The following is a 17,577-nucleotide window of genomic DNA, read 5'->3' as shown; positions in this document are numbered from 1 at the left end:
GTGAAACGCCGTAGCGCCGATGGTAGTGTGGGGTCTCCCCATGCGAGAGTAGGGAACTGCCAGGCATCAAATTAGCATTAACCCCGACCGAAAGGCCGGGGTTTTTTGCTTTTTAAAGATTAAAACAAACCATAAGCAGCATATTTTCTCCGTATTACTGCAGTTCTACCCATTCATAGATAAAATCAGCGATCTCCTCTGCATTATTAAGATCCAATACAGGGGCAGAAGCGGTAAGCGGCACATCGCTGGCTATAGCAATGACATGCCGATCGATCTCTAATGCTTCAACTTTATGGCCAGTTTCCTGCCTGAATAAAAGAATCTTAGCCACGGCTTCGTGTTTGAAACCTTCGACCAGAATTAAATCCAGTTTGTGGTTATCCATTCTTGAGGCGAGATAATGTAAATCCAGATTAGGCTCTTCGGGGGTTTCAGTCATTAGTGCCCAGCGCTTCTGGCTGGCGACAATGGTCTGCGCGGCACCAGCTTTACGGAGTTCATAGCTATCCTTCCCAGGTTTGTCCACATCCATATCATGATGCGTGTGCTTAATGAGTCCGGGCCTGATGCCTTTATCCAATAGAAGTGGGATCAACTGCTTCAATAATGTGGTTTTTCCTGTTCCGCTCCAGGCTGAAATAGCCAGTAAAGGCGGCGTTATCCTTTTTTCTGCCATTGTGAAAGCTCATCGAGAGTATTTATATTGGTAAAACAAGCAGCCTGGCCATCAAAAGAGACTGAATGTCCTCCTGCGCTCAGTAAGAAATGCATCACTCGCCTTTCGCCAGCGAGCAGATATTCTCTCAATGGCAAACAAAGCGAATGATGAAGCAAAGCTACGCCGGGGTGATCCCGTAGCCCATCATTTGCCCATATTGCCAACGCGCTCCCACGCGCTTGCCAAAGCCTGCGTGCAACATCGGCAGGAATATTAGGTGTATCGCAAGGGCAGAATAGCAGCCACTCACTTTCAGTTTGTTCCATCACGGCTAACATACCGGCCAATGGTCCCTGGTAATCACTCATTGAATCCTGAATAACCGAAATCCCGCTTTGCTGATAGATCTCAAGGTTTCTGTTGGCACTGATTACAACATCGCCTACCTGTGGTTTTAATACATTGAGGACGTGCTGGAAAAGTGGCTGGCCGTTAAGCAGGGCTAATCCCTTATCAATGCCGCCCATTCTGCTTCCCCTGCCACCGGCTAGCACAACGCCGGTGACTTCTGTTAATCGCTGCACGAATATCGCCTCTTTTAATGTGGGTTTGAGCCTGCTACCGTGTTGTCTTTCACATGTGATAAGGAACACCAACATGAAATGTAAGCGCCTTAACGAACTTCTTGAGCTGCTTCAGCCGGCATGGCAAAAAGAGCCAGATCTTAACCTGATACAATTCTTGCAGAAATTGGCCGCTGAGTCAGGCTATCGCGGTGAACTGGCTGAGCTCACTGACGATGTACTGATCTATCACCTGAAAATGCGTGATTCTGCAAAAGATGATGCGATCCCTGGCCTTAAAAAAGATTATGAAGAAGATTTCAAAACGGCACTGCTGCGCGCTCGCGGTGTCATTAAGGAATAAAAGAGTAAAAGCTTGTAAGTCGAAACACTTAAGCGGTTTTGAAATGTTATCCTGAAGCATTCGTATTTACTTCCGGTTGCCGGGATGACAGACAGCGCATTTAATTTCCAGACTCTACATCCGGATACAATCCTCGATGCTCTTTTTGAACAGGGCATTCGGGTGGATTCGGGACTGACGCCGTTAAACAGTTTTGAAAACCGCGTTTATCAATTCCAGGATGAAGAACGCCAGCGTTTTGTGGTCAAGTTTTATCGCCCACATCGCTGGTCCGCGGCGCAAATTGAAGAAGAACATCACTTTGCGCTGGAACTGCTGGCCGATGAAGTGCCTATGGCTGCACCTCTTTGTTTTGCTGGAAACACTCTTCTGCAGCATCAGGGCTTTATGTTTGCCGTGTTCCCAAGCCTAGGAGGGCGGCAATATGAAACTGATAACATCGACCAGATGGAATGGGTGGGCCGCTATCTTGGCCGCATTCATCAAACGGGTCGTCAGCAGCTCTTTCAGCATCGCCCAACCTTTGGTCTGGATGAATATCTCTTCCAGCCGCGCGAGCTATTTGAAAATAGCGAACTCATTCCCCGCGCTCTTAAGAAAGATTTTCTGACTGCAACGGATGCGTTAATAGAGGAAGTTAAACGCACCTGGCACACTGATTTTGAACCACTGCGCCTGCACGGTGATTGCCATCCTGGCAATATCCTCTGGCGCGACGGACCGCTGTTTGTTGACCTTGATGATGCTCGTAATGGCCCAGCGGTGCAGGATATCTGGATGCTGCTTAATGGAGATAAAGCCGAACAGCGGATGCAGTTAGAAACCATTATTGAAGCTTACGAAGAGTTCTCGTCATTTGATACCAGCGAGCTAACCCTGATTGAACCGTTGCGCGCTATGCGCATCGTCTATTATCTCGCGTGGCTAATGCGACGCTGGGATGACCCCGCATTCCCCCGAAATTTCCCGTGGTTTAGTGAAGAAGATTTCTGGAGAAGACAGACTGTAAGCTTTACAGAGCAGGTCCGGGTTCTACGAGAACCTCCATTACAATTAACGCCAATGTATTAATCAGTAAAATTCAGGAGAGAGTTGATTATGAAGAAGATTTGGCTGGCGCTGGCAGGCATGATCCTGGCATTTAGCGCCTCTGCGGCACAGTTTACCGACGGTAAGCAGTACATCACCCTGGATAAACCGGTGGCTGGTGAACCACAGGTATTAGAGTTTTTCTCATTCTACTGCCCACACTGCTACCAGTTTGAACAGGTTCTTCATGTGTCTGATAACGTGAAGAAAAAACTGCCTGAAGGCACCAAAATGACCAAGTATCACGTTGAGTTCCTTGGCCCATTAGGTAAAGATCTGACTCAGGCCTGGGCTGTTGCTATGGCGCTGGGCGTAGAAGATAAAATCACCTCCCCAATGTTTGAAGCCGTTCAGAAAACTCAAACCGTGCAGAATGATGCCGACATCCGCAAAGTGTTCATCGATGCGGGCGTGAAACCGGAAGAGTACGATGCGGCCTGGAACAGCTTTGTGGTGAAATCTCTGGTTGCTCAGCAAGAAAAAGCGGCAGCCGATCTCCAGCTGCAGGGCGTCCCGGCTATGTACGTTAACGGCAAATATCAGCTGAATATGCAGGGCATGGACACCAGCAGCATGGATATCTTCGTGCAGCAGTATGCTGACACCGTGAAATACCTGGTTGAGAAGAAATAAGATTAAAAAAGCCGGTCATTGACCGGCTTTTTTATCCCCAGAGAGTAGCGTTTCCAGCTGCTTATCTTTCTCGCTCCACAGCATATTCAGCCAGAGCTGAAAACGGCGCTTAAAGCTTTTATCGTTAACATAATCTCCGTGAAGCTCTTCGGTAATCGGCACCAAAGAAACCCGCACAACGATTTTTGTCATTTTGCCTGAAAGCATATCGTAGAACGGCAGAAGACTATTGTCCGGGTAACACAGCGTAACGTTCAGCATCTTATCAAACTGTTTGCCCAGCACATTCATCGCCATCGCTATACCTGCCGCTTTCGGCGGTAACAGGTAGTTAAACGGTGAACGGGTCTGCTTCTTTTTCTCAGCAGTGAAGCGCGAGCCCTCAACGAAATTCACAATAGTGGTAGGGTGAGCACGAAACTTCATACATGAACGACGGGTCGTTTCGACATCTTTACCCCTGCGTTCAGGATGACGCAGCAAATAAGCTCTTGAATAACGTTTCATAAACGGCATATCCAGCGCCCAGCAGGCCAGTCCCATAAAAGGAACCCAGGCAAGCTGCTGCTTAAGAAAATACTTGTTCATGGGGATATGTTTGCGGAATAACACGCAAAGGATCACGATATCTGCCCAGCTCTGATGGTTGCTGATTAACAGATACCAGTTCTTTTTATTCAGGCCTTCTAATCCCTCGACATCCCATTTCAAATAAGGATTGAGGCGCAGCAGCAATGCGAGTCCTTCGCACCAGCAGTACATCATGAAATCAGCAAATACCGAGATCGAGCGCCAGATAGGCGGAACGGGCAGCATCAGCTTAACGATCCCGGCCAAAATGATAGGAACAGAGCAGGCAACCGTGACCAGAATAGTCAGTGCAATGCTTAACACCAATGTGATCGCGGCGAGTAATCTCGACATAGGTAATGTTTTTGCTGGTTAGGGTGTATGGAATGCTGATATTAGCGGCAATAAGGGGCGGATCTTATCAGAAAACCTATAATGGAGACTCGCCAAATGAACAGGATTTTCACCGATCGCATTTATGGGGAGAACAGTGGCCCGTTTTTCTTACTCGTCTGAGTATATATCCACATCAAACGATCGTTGGTTAATTCAGTGAGGCTAAACTAACATTCATTTAACCTACTGAAATTAAAATGTATTTAATAAAGGAACGATAAAAATAATGCCATGAAATTAGTTAGTTAAAAAAATATACACAAAGTTATCCACAAAAAAGATCTCACGCAGGATCCCCCAATCCAGGAATTCTTTTCAGCATATTGCGCCCAATAGTTCATGTTTTTGGCCAGGCTATGGCATCCTTTAGCAATACATTAATCACAGGCATGGAACGGAACATTATGGTCCAGATCTCAGACAACCCGCTTATCCTCGTTGATGGCTCTTCCTATCTTTATCGGGCATATCATGCCTTCCCACCGTTGACGAACAGCCGTGGCGAGCCAACAGGGGCGATGTACGGTGTGCTGAACATGCTGCGTAGCCTGATTTTGCAATACCAGCCGACGCACGCTGCCGTAGTGTTTGATGCCAAAGGCAAAACGTTCCGTGATGAGCTGTTTGAGGACTATAAATCGCACCGTCCCCCAATGCCGGACGATCTCAGAGCGCAGATTGAGCCGCTGCATGCGATGGTTAAAGCGATGGGCCTGCCTTTACTGGCCGTCTCAGGTGTTGAAGCTGATGATGTTATCGGTACGCTGGCGCTGGAGGCTGAAAAAGCCGGCCGCCCGGTATTGATCAGTACCGGTGATAAAGACATGGCGCAGCTGGTGACGCCGGGCGTGACGCTGATTAACACCATGACCAATACCATCCTTGGGCCGGAAGAGGTACTGACCAAATACGGCGTACCTCCGGAGCTGATTATCGACTTCCTGGCGCTGATGGGTGACTCTTCGGACAACATCCCTGGTGTACCGGGCGTGGGTGAAAAAACGGCTCAGGCGCTGCTTCAGGGGCTGGGTGGGCTGGATACGCTTTACGCCAACCCTGAAAAAATTGCCGAACTCACCTTCCGTGGCGCGAAAACTATGGCCGCTAAGCTGGAGCAAAGCAAAGAGCTGGCCTACCTCTCCTATAAGCTCGCCACCATTAAGACCGACGTTGAGCTGGAACTGGGCTGCGAGCAGCTTGAAGTCCAGCAGCCGGCGGCAGACGAACTGCTGACACTCTTCAAGCAGTATGAATTCAAACGCTGGATAACCGATGTAGAGACCGGGAAATGGATGCAGGCCAAAGGGGCTAAGCCGGCCGCACAACCCCAGAAAGCCGCTGAGGTTGAAGCCGAACCTGAAGTGCCAGCCAGCCAACTCTCTTATGACAACTACATCACTATCCTGGATGAGAGCGTACTGCTTGAATGGATTGAGCGGCTGAAAAAAACGCCGCTGTTTGCGTTTGATACCGAGACCGACAGCCTGGACAACGTCAGTGCCAATCTGGTCGGGCTTTCCTTTGCGACAGAACCGGGTGTGGCCTGCTATATCCCCGTTGCGCATGACTATCTCGATGCGCCGGAGCAAATTTCTCGCGAGCGAGCGCTGGAACTACTTAAGCCGCTGCTGGAAGATGAGAAGGCGCTAAAAGTCGGGCAAAACCTAAAATACGACCGTGGCATCATGCAGAACTATGGCATTGAACTGCGGGGTATCGCTTTTGACACCATGCTGGAATCCTACACGCTGGACAGCGTCGCAGGCCGCCATGATATGGACAGCCTGGCCGATCGCTGGCTGAAGCACCAAACCATCTCGTTTGAAGAGATTGCCGGCAAAGGCAAAAAACAGCTGACCTTTAACCAGATCGATTTGGAAACTGCCGGGCGCTATGCGGCAGAAGATGCGGATGTCACCCTGCAGCTGCACCTGAAGATGTGGCCGAAACTCGAGAAGGTTGCAGGCCCATTAAGCATCTTTAAAAACGTTGAAATGCCGCTGGTGCCGGTAATTTCGCGCATTGAACGCAACGGCGTGAAAATCGATCCGGCTATTTTGCACGCGCATTCTGGTGAGCTGACTAAGCGCTTGGCCGAGCTTGAACGCAAAGCTCATGAAATCGCCGGAGAAGAATTTAATCTCTCTTCTACAAAGCAGCTGCAAACCATTCTCTTTGAAAAGCAGGGGATTAAGCCGCTGAAGAAAACGCCGGGCGGAGCGCCTTCGACGTCCGAAGAGGTGCTTGAAGAGCTGGCGCTGGACTATCCGCTGCCGAAAGTGATCCTGGAATACCGTGGCCTTGCGAAGCTGAAATCCACCTATACCGACAAGCTACCGCTGATGATTAGCCCGATAACCGGGCGCGTGCATACGTCTTATCACCAGGCAGTTACGGCCACCGGGCGTTTATCTTCTACCGATCCTAACCTGCAGAACATTCCTGTTCGCAACGAAGAAGGGCGCCGTATTCGTCAGGCCTTTATTGCGCCTAAGGACTATGTGATTCTTTCTGCGGACTACTCGCAAATTGAACTGCGTATCATGGCCCACCTCTCCCGCGATAAAGGCCTGTTAAGCGCCTTTGCCGAAGGCAAAGATATCCACCGCGCCACCGCTGCGGAAGTGTTTGGTCTGCCGCTAGAAAGCGTCACCGGCGAACAGCGTCGCAGTGCGAAGGCAATTAACTTTGGTCTGATCTACGGCATGAGCGCCTTTGGCCTTTCCCGCCAGCTCAATATTCCTCGGAAAGAGTCCCAGAAATATATGGATCTCTACTTCGAGCGCTATCCGGGTGTGCTGGAGTATATGGAGCGTACGCGTGCTCAGGCGAAAGATCAGGGTTATGTTGAGACGCTGGATGGCCGCCGTCTCTATCTGCCGGACATCAACTCCAGCAACGGTGCTCGCCGCGCTGGCGCGGAACGTGCTGCGATTAACGCCCCTATGCAGGGCACTGCCGCCGATATTATCAAGCGCGCGATGATCGCAGTCGACGGCTGGCTGGAGACAGAAAAGCCACGTGTGAAAATGATCATGCAGGTGCACGATGAACTGGTGTTCGAAGTGCACAAAGACGACGTGGAAGCGGTGTCTAAAAAGGTGCATGAGCTGATGGAAAGCAGCATGAAGCTCGACGTGCCGTTGCTGGTGGAAGTTGGCAGTGGCAAAAACTGGGATGAGGCGCATTAATCGACAATTGCTCAGGTCATGTTTTTGTAACTAAGCAACATAAGTCATAGCTTTTTGTGATGATGCTTCAAGAATGTGATGCAAAAAGTGAAAAAAAACTACAAAAAATGCTTTTTTGAGCGATTAAAAAGGAGTAAAGTTATTCGCGTAGGGTACAGAGGTAAGATGTTCTATCTTTCAGACCTTTTACTTCACGTAATCGGATTTGGCTGAATATTTAGCCGCCCCAGTCAGAAATGACTGGGGCGTTTTTTATTGCGCGAAAGAAAAGAAAAACGCGGCCTGGGCCGCGTTGTGAACTGAGAGTGAGCAGACGATCCTTGAAGAGACGAATTACTCTTCAGCCGCTTCCTCTTCCACCGCCGGCGGAAGATCGTTGTACCAGCTATCCAGCTTCAGGCGCAGTTTATCAACGCCGGTTTTCTTCAGGGAAGAGAATGCCTCGACCTCGATATTTCCGCCAAACGCCAGAATCGCTTCACGCACCATATTCAGCTGTGCTTTACGTGCGCCCGATGCGAGCTTATCGGCTTTGGTCAGCAGCAGCATGACTTCGATATTGCTGGCTACTGCCCACTCAATCATCTGCTGATCGAGATCTTTCAGTGGATGACGGATATCCATCAGCACGACCAGGCCTTTCAGACTGTTACGCTTTTGCAGGTATTCCCCCAGCGCGCGCTGCCATTTGTGTTTCACCTCTTCCGGGACTTCGGCATAGCCGTAGCCAGGTAAATCTACCAGGCGTTTGCCTTCGGCAACTTCAAACAGGTTGATGAGCTGCGTACGGCCAGGGGTTTTACTGGTACGCGCCAGGCTTTTCTGATTGGTCAGCGTGTTCAGCGAGCTGGATTTCCCCGCGTTAGAGCGGCCTGCGAAAGCAACCTCAATACCGGTATCAGAAGGCAGATGGCGAATGTCCGGTGCGCTGAGCACGAACTTAGTCAGTTGATAGTTCCAGTTTTTCAAAACGGTTGTCTCCGTCAGGTAAGCATTTGCCGGGGATTATACCTGAACGAGCGGAAAACGCCGTGTTTCTCGCCAGAAGCAGAAGGCTTACAGCGAAGTGGATTGATTTTGTAAGTCATTTGCTATGGTAAATGGCAGATATCCCGGTGAATATTGGCAACGATTTATTCAAAAGTGTTTTATTTTCAAATCATTAACTGATTGGTTTATTGCAGGGGAAGCCGTGAACGTGGGCGGCCACCTTGTTAATAACAAACGTAGCGGTAAAGTGAGTGTGTCGGCGAAGGAAGGACAGGGTTGTCTCAAGCTAACATGGAATATTTGCTCCTTTACGGGGGCCAGAATAAGAAAAAGGCGGCGGGTTAACCTGTCGCCTTTTTTCTTTGCTTGCTTTCTGCTAGATTCCGCCGCAATTCTATACTGAATAAAATGGCTTAAGACGACTTATCATGAAGCAACCAAACTCGGCACCACAAGGTAAAAAACCGGCGAAAGCACGCCGTAAATCACGCGAAGAGATTGACCAGGAAGCGCGTGAACGTAAGCGCCAGAAAAAACACAGCGGCCACGCAGCGGGGAGCCGCGCAAATGGTGGAAATCAGGCGAAAGGCGGCAAATCATCGGGTCAGGCGAAAGACCCTCGCATTGGCAGTAAAAAACCTATTCAACTGGGCGTAACCGATGCAGCACCGGTCGCTAAACAGCACAAACCGAAGAGCGAGAAACCTATGCTAACACCACAGGCTGAGCTGGATATGCTGGAAAACGATGAGCGTCTGGATGGGCTGCTGGAGCGTCTGGAAGCAGGCGAAACCCTTAGTAAGGAAGAGCAGTCCTGGGTGGATGCGAAGCTCGATCGCATCGATGCACTAATGGAACAGCTCGGCATCGCCTGGGAAGACGATGAAGAGGAAGAAGAAGAAAAAGCGGATGATTTGATGCGTCTGCTGAAGGGCGGTAACTGACGTTTACTCCTATGGGATTACCTGTTCTTATTATGGTTATTCCGCTGGTGTGTTATCTGCTGTGGTTATTCGTTAAACTACGGCGGCTGTCGCGGCTGCAGAATTCGCTGCGGCGAAGGGTTATGGCTCGTGGAACGAGCGGGCCAGCTTCGCCTCGTCGGCGCCGGCGACAACACCGCAAGGAGTGAGTATGTCTGAGCAGTTAATCGACTGGGATCTGGCTCTGATCCAGAAATATAATTATTCAGGGCCGCGTTACACCTCTTATCCAACCGCACTGGAATTTTCTGAAGCCTTTGGCGAACCGGCATTTTTGCAGGCAGTTGCCCGTTACCCGGAGCGGCCGCTGTCGCTTTATGTGCATATCCCGTTCTGCCACAAGCTTTGCTATTTCTGTGGCTGCAATAAAATTGTGACCCGCCAGCAACACAAGGCCGATCAGTATCTCGATGCTCTGGAGCAGGAAATCATCCACCGTGCGCCGCTGTTTGCGGGCCGGCAGGTTAGCCAGCTGCACTGGGGCGGCGGGACGCCAACTTATCTGAGCAAAGCGCAAATAAGCCGCCTGATGGCGCTGTTGCGTGGCAATTTCCATTTTAATGATGACGCGGAACTGTCTATTGAAGTTGACCCGCGTGAAATTGAACTGGATGTGCTCGACCATCTTCGGCAGGAAGGCTTTACCCGCCTTAGTATGGGCGTTCAGGACTTCAATAAAGAAGTGCAGCGCCTCGTCAACCGCGAGCAGGATGAAGCGTTTATCTTCGCGTTGATCGAGCGTGCGCGGGCGTTGGGGTTTACTTCCACCAACATTGACCTGATTTACGGCCTGCCAAAGCAAACGCCGGAAAGCTTTGCCTTTACGCTCAAGCGCGTAGCCGAGCTAAGCCCGCATCGCCTTAGCGTTTTCAACTATGCGCACCTGCCGACGCTATTCGCCGCCCAGCGCAAGATTAAAGACGCTGATTTACCGAGCGCGCAGCAGAAGCTGGATATCCTGCAAGAAACCATCGGCTCGCTGACGGGGTCTGGTTACCAGTTTATCGGGATGGATCACTTTGCCCGCCCGGACGATGAACTGGCGATTGCCCAGCGGGAAGGCAAACTACACCGTAATTTCCAGGGGTATACCACTCAAGGGGATACAGATCTGCTGGGGCTTGGCGTGTCGGCTATTAGCATGATTGGCGACTGTTACGCGCAGAACCAGAAAGAGCTAAAGCGCTATTACCAGCAGGTGGATGAGCAGGGCAATGCGCTGTGGCGTGGTCTGGCACTCACGCGGGACGATTGCATTCGCCGCGATGTTATCAAGGCGCTGATCTGCAACTTCCAGCTTAACTTCGCCGATATTGAGCAGGCATGGTCGCTGACATTTGCGGATTACTTTGCCGAGGACTTAGGCCTGCTGGCGCCGCTGGCGAAAGATGGGCTGGTGGAGGTCAGTGAGCAGGGGATTCAGGTGACCGGCAAGGGGCGCCTGCTTATTCGCAACATTTGCATGTGTTTTGATGCCTATCTGAGGCAAAAGGCGCGCCTGCAGCAGTTTTCCAGAGTGATATAAAAAAGGCGGGGTTTCCCCGCCTTCTCTTTTAGCTAAAGAAGCTCACCAGTAACGCGCACATCACCGCGGCTACTGCCGTCTGCGGCGAATGGCCAGCGGCTGCACCAGCTTCAGCGCCGCGCGTGACCATATGAATTACGGATTCCAACATAACTGACTCTCCTGCCTGAACGCGTCCGATCATACTTAACCCGGTGCGGCAGTAAAGTACAAAATAGCAGCAGTTTGCGGGCTGATTTGCTTCTTTACAAAATGGCCGAACGTTACTCCATACCCAGCTCTTTTAGCTTACGAGTCAGAGTGTTTCGGCCCCATCCCAGCAGGCGAGCTGCCTCTTGTTTATGCCCCTGAGTATGTCTCAGCGCAGTGGTTAGCAGCGTGCGTTCCATTTCCGGCTGAGCCTCAGAAAGCAGATCCTGATGGCCGGAGCGCAACGCGCGTTCTGCCCACTGTGCCAACAGCATAGCCCAGCTGTCAGGATTGGTCTGCGTGACCCCGCCGCTTTCGGTCACTGTCGTTTCAAACAGCTCGCTCGGGAGATCCTGAATAAGCACTTCCTGACCCGCCGCCATGACCGTCAACCAACGACAGGTGTTCTCCAATTGGCGCACGTTGCCGGGCCAGGCGAGACGCGTTAAGGCGTTTTCCGTTTCCGGATGCAGCAGCTTGGCTTCCACGCCCAGTTCGCGCGCGGCCACTTGCAGGAAATGGCGTGCCAGGCGCGGAATATCTTCCCGACGCTCGCGAAGCGGAGGCAGGTGCACGCGGATGACGTTCAGACGGTGGAACAAGTCCTCACGAAACTTGCCTTCCTGTACCCGCTGCTCAAGGTTCTGGTGGGTTGCCGCAATGATGCGGACATCCACTTTTACCGCCGCGTAGCCGCCCACGCGGTAAAACTGTCCGTCGGCCAGCACGCGCAGCAAGCGAGTCTGAACGTCCAGCGGCATATCACCTATTTCGTCGAGAAACAGCGTACCGCCGTCAGCCTGTTCGAAGCGCCCCTGGCGAATCTGGTTGGCGCCGGTGAAAGCCCCTTTTTCATGCCCGAACAGCTCTGACTCGATTAAATCTTTGGGAATAGCCGCCATATTGAGCGCGATAAACGGCGATTTAACCCGCGGGCTGTGGCGGTGCAGCGCGTGCGCCACAAGCTCTTTACCGGTCCCGGATTCGCCGTTAATCAGTACGCTGATGGAGGAGCGCGACAGACGGCCAATAATACGAAACACGTCCTGCATCGCCGGGGCTTCGCCGATGATGTCGGTCGTTGGCCCGTTATCCGGCGCATTTCGCGGCTGCTGTTGCTCCTGATAGTGGCTGATCGCGCGTTCAACCAGCGCTACCGCCTCGTCGATATCAAACGGTTTTGGCAGATAATCGAAAGCCCCTTGCTGATAGGCGCTAACGGCCGCGTCTAAATCCGAATGCGCGGTCATGATGATGACCGGCAGCATCGGGTGGCGCTGCTTAATCTGCTTTAACAGGGCAAGACCGTCCATGCCGGGCATACGAATGTCCGACAGCAGCACGTCCGGGGTTTTGGTCGCCAGCGCGTCCAGCACCTCATTGCCACTCTCAAAGGTGGTGCAGCTTAATCCGGCTCCGGTTAACGCGCGCTCAAGGACCCAGCGGATGGAGCTATCGTCGTCAACGACCCAAACTATCCCTCGTTGCATAATGACCTCTACTTCCGAATAGGCAGGTAAACCGAAAATTCGGTATGACCAGGCCAACTGTTGAATTCGATTTTCCCCGAATGCTGGTCGATCAGGCTACGCGCGATGGAAAGACCCAACCCGGTGCCGCCTTCTCGCCCACTGACCATCGGGTAGAACAACGTGTCCTGCAAATGTGCCGGGATACCCGGGCCGTTATCTTCAATATCTATGCGTGCCGCGAGGCGGTAGCGAGAACCGTGCAGCGTCAGTTGGAAAGCGGTACGGGTACGCAAGATAATCTCGCCCCCTTCGCTACCCAGCGCCTGCAGCGCATTGCGTACGATATTCAGTAGAACTTGCTCAATTTGGTCAGGGTCGTGCGCAAATTCCGGCAAACTCGGATCGTAATCCCGCACAAGAGTGACGTTATCCGGCAGCTCCATCGACACGAGTTTCACCACGCGTTCGGCAACTTTATGAATGCTTTCGGTGACGTGCATGCCCGGCTGCTGAGGCCCTAGCAGACGATCCACCAGATTACGTAGGCGGTCCGCCTGCTCAATAATGACTTTGGTGTACTCCGTCAGCGACGGGTCGGGGAGCGCTTTACTCAGCAGTTGCGCCGCGCCACGTAAGCCGCCTAACGGGTTTTTAATCTCATGCGCAAGGCCACGAACTAAATCTCGGGCAGCAATCTGCTGCGCGTGTTGCAGCTGTTCCTGACTCAATCGGCGCTGATTATCCATCGGCGCCATTTCCATCAGGATGTACCCTTCCGGCAGCTTTTGCGCCGTCAGAGAAAGAATGTGCGATCGGCCATCAATGACCAGCGTTACCTCGTTGTCGGTAAACCCCTGGCCTGCCATCAGGCTTTCCTGCATGACGCCAATATTCAACGAGAAATAACTCAATAGATCCGGCAAAGGTGTGCCGTACAGCTTGCGTGAACTCTGCGCCAGCAGTTGCTGAGCCGCAGGGTTGGCGTAGTGAACCGCCAGCTCGTCATCCACGAGCAGGATGCTGTTGATGAGAGAATTCAGAATCTGCCCAGCATCGGGCAGCGCGCCAGTTGCCATACAGCAGTCTCCGTGCACCGTTTTAGTGCATTATAGTCTTTGAGTGACAAAAAACAGCGTCACAGGGGGATCCGATGGAGAAAAAAGCCCATCCGAAGATGGGCCAAAGTTTCCACGGCAACAAAAAACAACTTCAATTAGACGCTGTAGTACAGCTCGAACTCTACCGGGTGCGGAGTCATGCGAACACGGTCGTTTTCTTCGATACGCAGCGCGATGTAAGCATCGATCGCGTCATCGGTGAATACGCCGCCCGCAGTCAGGAACTCACGGTCTTCGTTCAGTGCATTCAGGGCTTCTTCCAGAGAGCCAGCAACCTGTGGGATCTCTTTCGCTTCTTCTGGCGGCAGGTCATACAGGTTTTTGTCCATGGCTTCGCCAGGGTGGATCTTGTTCTTAATACCGTCCAGACCGGCCATCAGCAGCGCTGCGAAGCACAGGTATGGGTTAGCCGCTGGGTCCGGGAAGCGTACTTCGATACGACGTGCTTTCGGGGACGCAACAACCGGGATACGGATAGAAGCAGAACGGTTACGGGCAGAGTAAGCCAGCATAACTGGAGCTTCGTAGCCTGGGACCAGACGCTTGTAGGAGTTGGTAGTTGGGTTCGCCAGGGCGTTGATCGCTTTAGCGTGTTTGATAACACCCCCGATGTAGTACAGCGCTTGCTCAGACAGGCCAGCATATTTGTCACCGGAGAACAGGTTTACGCCGTTCTTGGACAGGGACATGTGGCAGTGCATGCCGGAACCGTTATCGCCAAACATTGGTTTTGGCATAAAGGTCGCGGTTTTGCCGTAAGCGTGAGCCACGTTGTGTACAACGTATTTGTAGATCTGAATTTCGTCGGCTTTTTTGGTCATGGTGTTGAAGCGGGTTGCCACTTCGTTCTGACCAGCGGTCGCCACTTCGTGGTGATGAGCTTCAACAACCAGGCCCATCTGCTCCATGGTCAGACACATAGCAGAACGCAGGTCCTGAGAAGAGTCGACCGGTGGCACTGGGAAATAACCGCCTTTCACCGCTGGACGGTGGCCTTTGTTACCGCCTTCGTATTTGGTGCCGGTGTTCCATGCGCCTTCGATATCATCGATAGCTACGTGGGAGCCGGAGATAGAGCTGCCGAAGCGAATGTCGTCGAACAGGAAGAATTCTGGCTCTGGCCCGAACAGAACGGTGTCTGCGATGCCGGTAGAGCGCAGGTAGTCTTCAGCGCGTTTTGCAATAGAACGCGGGTCACGGTCGTAGCCCTGCATAGTGCCTGGCTCGAGAATGTCACAGCGGATAATCAGGGTAGAGTCCGCGAAGAACGGGTCGATTACCGCCGTCGTTGGGTCTGGCATCAGCACCATGTCGGATTCGTTGATACCTTTCCAGCCACCAATCGAGGAGCCGTCAAACATTTTGCCTTCTTCGAAGAAGTCAGCATTTACCTGATGAGCAGGAATAGTGACGTGCTGTTCTTTACCTTTAGTGTCGGTAAAGCGCAGATCAACAAACTTAACTTCATGCTCATTCAGCATCGTCAAAACGTGTTCAGCGGACATACTTAAACTCTCCCGGATTGGTGTAGTCGTCGTGGTAACGAGGTAATCAAACACTTCTTAATGTGGCTTTTCGCCATAAAATGTTTAAAGCGAAATCTGTGCCAACTTTTAAATCACCCTAAAAAGGCGCTATCATGCGCACCATAGTGCAAAAGGGCTGCACCAGGATGAATAATTTGCACCAATATAGTGCTTCAGTATGAAACCTGAGCACCATATTGGTGCAATTTACGTTATGGCTCCCTTTTTAGCTCCGTGAAAGCGATCACAAACCCTTACTTTCTGCATTGTTTGTAAAGGTTCTTTGTGATCCTGTTCTGTCCTTCGATTAATACGTGTACAATAACGCGCTATTTCTAATGCCTGAGGCAAAGTTGTGATCGAAAATCTGCGTAATATCGCCATCATCGCGCACGTTGACCATGGTAAAACTACCCTGGTTGATAAGCTGCTGCAGCAATCTGGTACTTTCAGTAACGAACGTGCTGAAGCCACTGAACGCGTGATGGACTCCAATGACCTGGAGAAAGAGCGTGGGATTACCATCCTCGCTAAAAACACCGCTATCAAATGGAATGACTACCGTATCAACATCGTTGATACCCCAGGACACGCCGACTTCGGTGGTGAAGTTGAGCGCGTAATGTCAATGGTTGACTCCGTTCTGCTGGTGGTTGACGCAATGGATGGCCCAATGCCGCAGACGCGCTTCGTAACCAAGAAGGCGTTTGCCCATGGTTTGAAGCCGATCGTGGTTATCAACAAAGTTGACCGCCCTGGCGCGCGTCCTGACTGGGTTGTGGATCAGGTCTTCGACCTGTTCGTTAACCTTGATGCGACCGACGAACAGCTCGACTTCCCAATCATCTATGCATCCGCACTGAACGGCATCGCGGGTATGGATCACAATGATATGGCGGCGGATATGACTCCACTGTACCAGGCCATTGTCGATCGCGTGCCGGCACCGAACGTTGACCTCGATGGTCCACTGCAGATGCAAATTTCCCAGCTGGACTACAACAACTACGTTGGTGTTATCGGCATCGGCCGTATCAAACGCGGTAAAGTGAAGCCAAACCAGCAGATCACTATCATTGATAGCGAAGGGAAAACCCGTAACGGTAAAGTCGGTAAAGTGCTGACCCACCTGGGTCTGGAGCGTATCGAGTCTACCGAAGCTGAAGCTGGCGACATCATCGCTATCACCGGCCTGGGCGAGCTGAACATCTCCGACACCATTTGCGACCCGCAAAATGTTGAAGCGCTGCCGGCGCTGTCCGTTGATGAACCAACCGTTTCCATGTTCTTCAACGTCAACACCTCTCCGTTCTGCGGTAAAGAAGGTAAGTTCGTGACCTCTCGTCAGATTCTGGATCGTCTGAACAAAGAGCTGGTTCACAACGTTGCGCTGCGTGTTGAAGAAACCGAAGATGCGGACGCATTCCGCGTTTCCGGTCGTGGTGAACTGCACCTCTCCGTTCTGATCGAAAACATGCGTCGTGAAGGTTTCGAGCTGGCGGTATCCCGTCCGAAAGTTATCTTCCGCGAAATCGACGGCCGTAAACAAGAGCCGTTCGAAAACGTGACGCTGGATATCGAAGAGCAGCATCAGGGCTCCGTGATGCAGGCGCTCGGTGAGCGTAAAGGCGACCTGAAAAACATGAATCCAGACGGCAAAGGCCGCGTGCGTCTTGACTACGTTATCCCAAGCCGTGGTCTGATCGGCTTCCGTAACGAATTCATGACCATGACCTCCGGTACCGGTCTGCTGTACTCCACCTTCAGCCACTATGACGACATTCGTCAGGGCGAAGTGGGTCAGCGCCAGAACGGCGTACTGATTTCCAACGGTCAGGGTAAAGCGGTTGCGTTTGCGCTGTTCGGTCTGCAGGATCGCGGCAAGCTGTTCCTGGGTCACGGGGCTGAAGTTTACGAAGGCCAGATCATCGGTATTCACAGTCGTTCTAACGACCTGACCGTAAACTGCCTGACCGGTAAGAAGCTGACCAACATGCGTGCTTCCGGTACTGACGAAGCGACCACCCTGGTTCCTGCGCAGAAAATGACCCTGGAGCAAGCTCTGGAGTTCATCGATGACGACGAACTGGTAGAAGTGACCCCGCTGTCCGTGCGTATCCGTAAGCGCCACCTGACTGAAAACGACCGTAAACGTGCGGGTCGTGGTAGCAAAGAAGCTTAAGTTTCTTTTCTGCAGTCTGCTGAAGCCCTGCCTGTAAAGGCGGGGCTTTTTTATTTCTGCCTTAGAATGCGCAACCTCGCCTTCCTCTGATAGTCAAAGTCAGCCTTTCCCGCTACAGTTATTTC

The 17,577-nt window shown here is 51.8% G+C and carries 16 protein-coding genes; 8 read left to right on the top strand and 8 right to left on the bottom strand.

Annotated features, from left to right (window positions below; genetic code table 11):
* Nucleotides 1–154: 154 nt before the first annotated feature.
* Both mobB and mobA read right to left on the bottom strand, forming a co-directional pair.
* Entirely contained in the window at nucleotides 155–679 is a 525-nt protein-coding gene (mobB, locus tag ACR6JA_RS19575) for a molybdopterin-guanine dinucleotide biosynthesis protein MobB (protein ID WP_213716167.1), read from the bottom strand.
* Nucleotides 661–1,320 carry a molybdenum cofactor guanylyltransferase MobA gene (gene mobA, locus ACR6JA_RS19570; RefSeq protein ID WP_213716166.1) on the bottom strand — a complete coding sequence of 220 codons (660 nt, stop codon included), beginning with the start codon at nucleotides 1,318–1,320 and terminating at the stop codon, nucleotides 661–663. The genes mobB and mobA overlap by 19 nt, the downstream gene beginning before the upstream one ends.
* Between mobA and ACR6JA_RS19565 the strand changes: the two genes are divergently transcribed.
* From ACR6JA_RS19565 to dsbA, 3 genes are all read left to right on the top strand, one after another.
* Complete coding sequence (locus ACR6JA_RS19565) at nucleotides 1,319–1,588, top strand: YihD family protein (RefSeq protein ID WP_008457378.1); 270 nt, start codon at nucleotides 1,319–1,321, stop codon at nucleotides 1,586–1,588. The two genes, mobA and ACR6JA_RS19565, sit on opposite strands and share 2 nt — an antisense overlap.
* 84 nt (nucleotides 1,589–1,672) lie before the next feature.
* On the top strand, nucleotides 1,673–2,659 hold the full coding sequence (locus ACR6JA_RS19560) for a serine/threonine protein kinase (protein WP_213716165.1): 987 nt from the start codon (nucleotides 1,673–1,675) through the stop codon (nucleotides 2,657–2,659).
* 27 nt (nucleotides 2,660–2,686) lie between these two features.
* A complete protein-coding gene (gene dsbA / locus ACR6JA_RS19555; protein ID WP_166995823.1) occupies nucleotides 2,687–3,310 on the top strand; it encodes a thiol:disulfide interchange protein DsbA in 624 nt (207 codons plus the stop codon).
* A 15-nt stretch (nucleotides 3,311–3,325) separates the two neighbouring features.
* On the opposite strand, the gene yihG is transcribed toward dsbA, so the two are convergent.
* Nucleotides 3,326–4,234: a 1-acylglycerol-3-phosphate O-acyltransferase, YihG family gene (yihG, locus tag ACR6JA_RS19550; RefSeq protein WP_213716164.1), complete on the bottom strand. Its 909-nt coding sequence runs from the start codon at nucleotides 4,232–4,234 to the stop codon at nucleotides 3,326–3,328.
* Nucleotides 4,235–4,680: 446 nt separating this feature from the next.
* Here yihG and polA point away from each other — a divergent pair, with 446 nt between their 5' ends.
* Nucleotides 4,681–7,467: a DNA polymerase I gene (polA, locus tag ACR6JA_RS19545; RefSeq protein WP_494494314.1), complete on the top strand. Its 2,787-nt coding sequence runs from the start codon at nucleotides 4,681–4,683 to the stop codon at nucleotides 7,465–7,467.
* Between the two features lie 165 nt (nucleotides 7,468–7,632).
* Complete coding sequence (gene spfP / locus ACR6JA_RS19540) at nucleotides 7,633–7,680, top strand: small protein SpfP (RefSeq protein ID WP_071892919.1); 48 nt, start codon at nucleotides 7,633–7,635, stop codon at nucleotides 7,678–7,680.
* 120 nt (nucleotides 7,681–7,800) lie between these two features.
* Here the strand turns inward: spfP and yihA are convergent, their stop codons facing one another.
* Complete coding sequence (yihA, locus tag ACR6JA_RS19535; RefSeq protein ID WP_008457383.1) at nucleotides 7,801–8,436, bottom strand: ribosome biogenesis GTP-binding protein YihA/YsxC; 636 nt, start codon at nucleotides 8,434–8,436, stop codon at nucleotides 7,801–7,803.
* 449 nt (nucleotides 8,437–8,885) lie between these two features.
* Here yihA and yihI point away from each other — a divergent pair, with 449 nt between their 5' ends.
* Entirely contained in the window at nucleotides 8,886–9,401 is a 516-nt protein-coding gene (gene yihI / locus ACR6JA_RS19530; RefSeq protein ID WP_494494313.1) for a Der GTPase-activating protein YihI, read from the top strand.
* Between the two features lie 190 nt (nucleotides 9,402–9,591).
* Nucleotides 9,592–10,965 (top strand): oxygen-independent coproporphyrinogen III oxidase, encoded by a 1,374-nt coding sequence (gene hemN, locus ACR6JA_RS19525; RefSeq protein ID WP_494494312.1) that lies wholly within the window; start codon nucleotides 9,592–9,594, stop codon nucleotides 10,963–10,965.
* 28 nt (nucleotides 10,966–10,993) lie between these two features.
* Here hemN and ACR6JA_RS19520 read toward each other — a convergent pair whose 3' ends face one another.
* From ACR6JA_RS19520 to glnA, 4 genes are all read right to left on the bottom strand, one after another.
* Nucleotides 10,994–11,116: a YshB family small membrane protein gene (locus tag ACR6JA_RS19520; RefSeq protein WP_008457389.1), complete on the bottom strand. Its 123-nt coding sequence runs from the start codon at nucleotides 11,114–11,116 to the stop codon at nucleotides 10,994–10,996.
* Nucleotides 11,117–11,228: 112 nt separating this feature from the next.
* Nucleotides 11,229–12,644: a nitrogen regulation protein NR(I) gene (glnG, locus tag ACR6JA_RS19515; RefSeq protein ID WP_008457391.1), complete on the bottom strand. Its 1,416-nt coding sequence runs from the start codon at nucleotides 12,642–12,644 to the stop codon at nucleotides 11,229–11,231.
* A gap of 8 nt (nucleotides 12,645–12,652) precedes the next feature.
* A complete protein-coding gene (gene glnL, locus ACR6JA_RS19510; RefSeq protein WP_008457392.1) occupies nucleotides 12,653–13,702 on the bottom strand; it encodes a nitrogen regulation protein NR(II) in 1,050 nt (349 codons plus the stop codon).
* 137 nt (nucleotides 13,703–13,839) lie between these two features.
* Entirely contained in the window at nucleotides 13,840–15,249 is a 1,410-nt protein-coding gene (gene glnA, locus ACR6JA_RS19505) for a glutamate--ammonia ligase (protein WP_039289129.1), read from the bottom strand.
* A gap of 376 nt (nucleotides 15,250–15,625) precedes the next feature.
* Between glnA and typA the strand changes: the two genes are divergently transcribed.
* Complete coding sequence (gene typA / locus ACR6JA_RS19500; protein WP_008457395.1) at nucleotides 15,626–17,452, top strand: ribosome-dependent GTPase TypA; 1,827 nt, start codon at nucleotides 15,626–15,628, stop codon at nucleotides 17,450–17,452.
* The last annotated feature ends 125 nt before the right edge of the window (nucleotides 17,453–17,577 follow it).

This window comes from Cedecea sp. B1(4), assembly GCF_059414925.1.
This window is presented reverse-complemented; position numbering and strand designations above follow the sequence as displayed.

Bases quoted from the DNA above. Each gene is read 5' to 3' on its own strand.
- mobB (WP_213716167.1), bottom strand. From the start codon at position 679: ATGGCAGAAAAAAGGATAACGCCGCCTTTACTGGCTATTTCAGCCTGG.
- ACR6JA_RS19565 (WP_008457378.1), top strand. From the start codon at position 1,319: ATGAAATGTAAGCGCCTTAACGAACTTCTTGAGCTGCTTCAGCCGGCA.
- mobA (WP_213716166.1), bottom strand. From the start codon at position 1,320: ATGTTGGTGTTCCTTATCACATGTGAAAGACAACACGGTAGCAGGCTC.
- ACR6JA_RS19560 (WP_213716165.1), top strand. From the start codon at position 1,673: ATGACAGACAGCGCATTTAATTTCCAGACTCTACATCCGGATACAATC.
- dsbA (WP_166995823.1), top strand. From the start codon at position 2,687: ATGAAGAAGATTTGGCTGGCGCTGGCAGGCATGATCCTGGCATTTAGC.
- yihG (WP_213716164.1), bottom strand. From the start codon at position 4,234: ATGTCGAGATTACTCGCCGCGATCACATTGGTGTTAAGCATTGCACTG.
- polA (WP_494494314.1), top strand. From the start codon at position 4,681: ATGGTCCAGATCTCAGACAACCCGCTTATCCTCGTTGATGGCTCTTCC.
- yihI (WP_494494313.1), top strand. From the start codon at position 8,886: ATGAAGCAACCAAACTCGGCACCACAAGGTAAAAAACCGGCGAAAGCA.
- hemN (WP_494494312.1), top strand. From the start codon at position 9,592: ATGTCTGAGCAGTTAATCGACTGGGATCTGGCTCTGATCCAGAAATAT.
- ACR6JA_RS19520 (WP_008457389.1), bottom strand. From the start codon at position 11,116: ATGTTGGAATCCGTAATTCATATGGTCACGCGCGGCGCTGAAGCTGGT.
- glnG (WP_008457391.1), bottom strand. From the start codon at position 12,644: ATGCAACGAGGGATAGTTTGGGTCGTTGACGACGATAGCTCCATCCGC.
- glnL (WP_008457392.1), bottom strand. From the start codon at position 13,702: ATGGCAACTGGCGCGCTGCCCGATGCTGGGCAGATTCTGAATTCTCTC.
- glnA (WP_039289129.1), bottom strand. From the start codon at position 15,249: ATGTCCGCTGAACACGTTTTGACGATGCTGAATGAGCATGAAGTTAAG.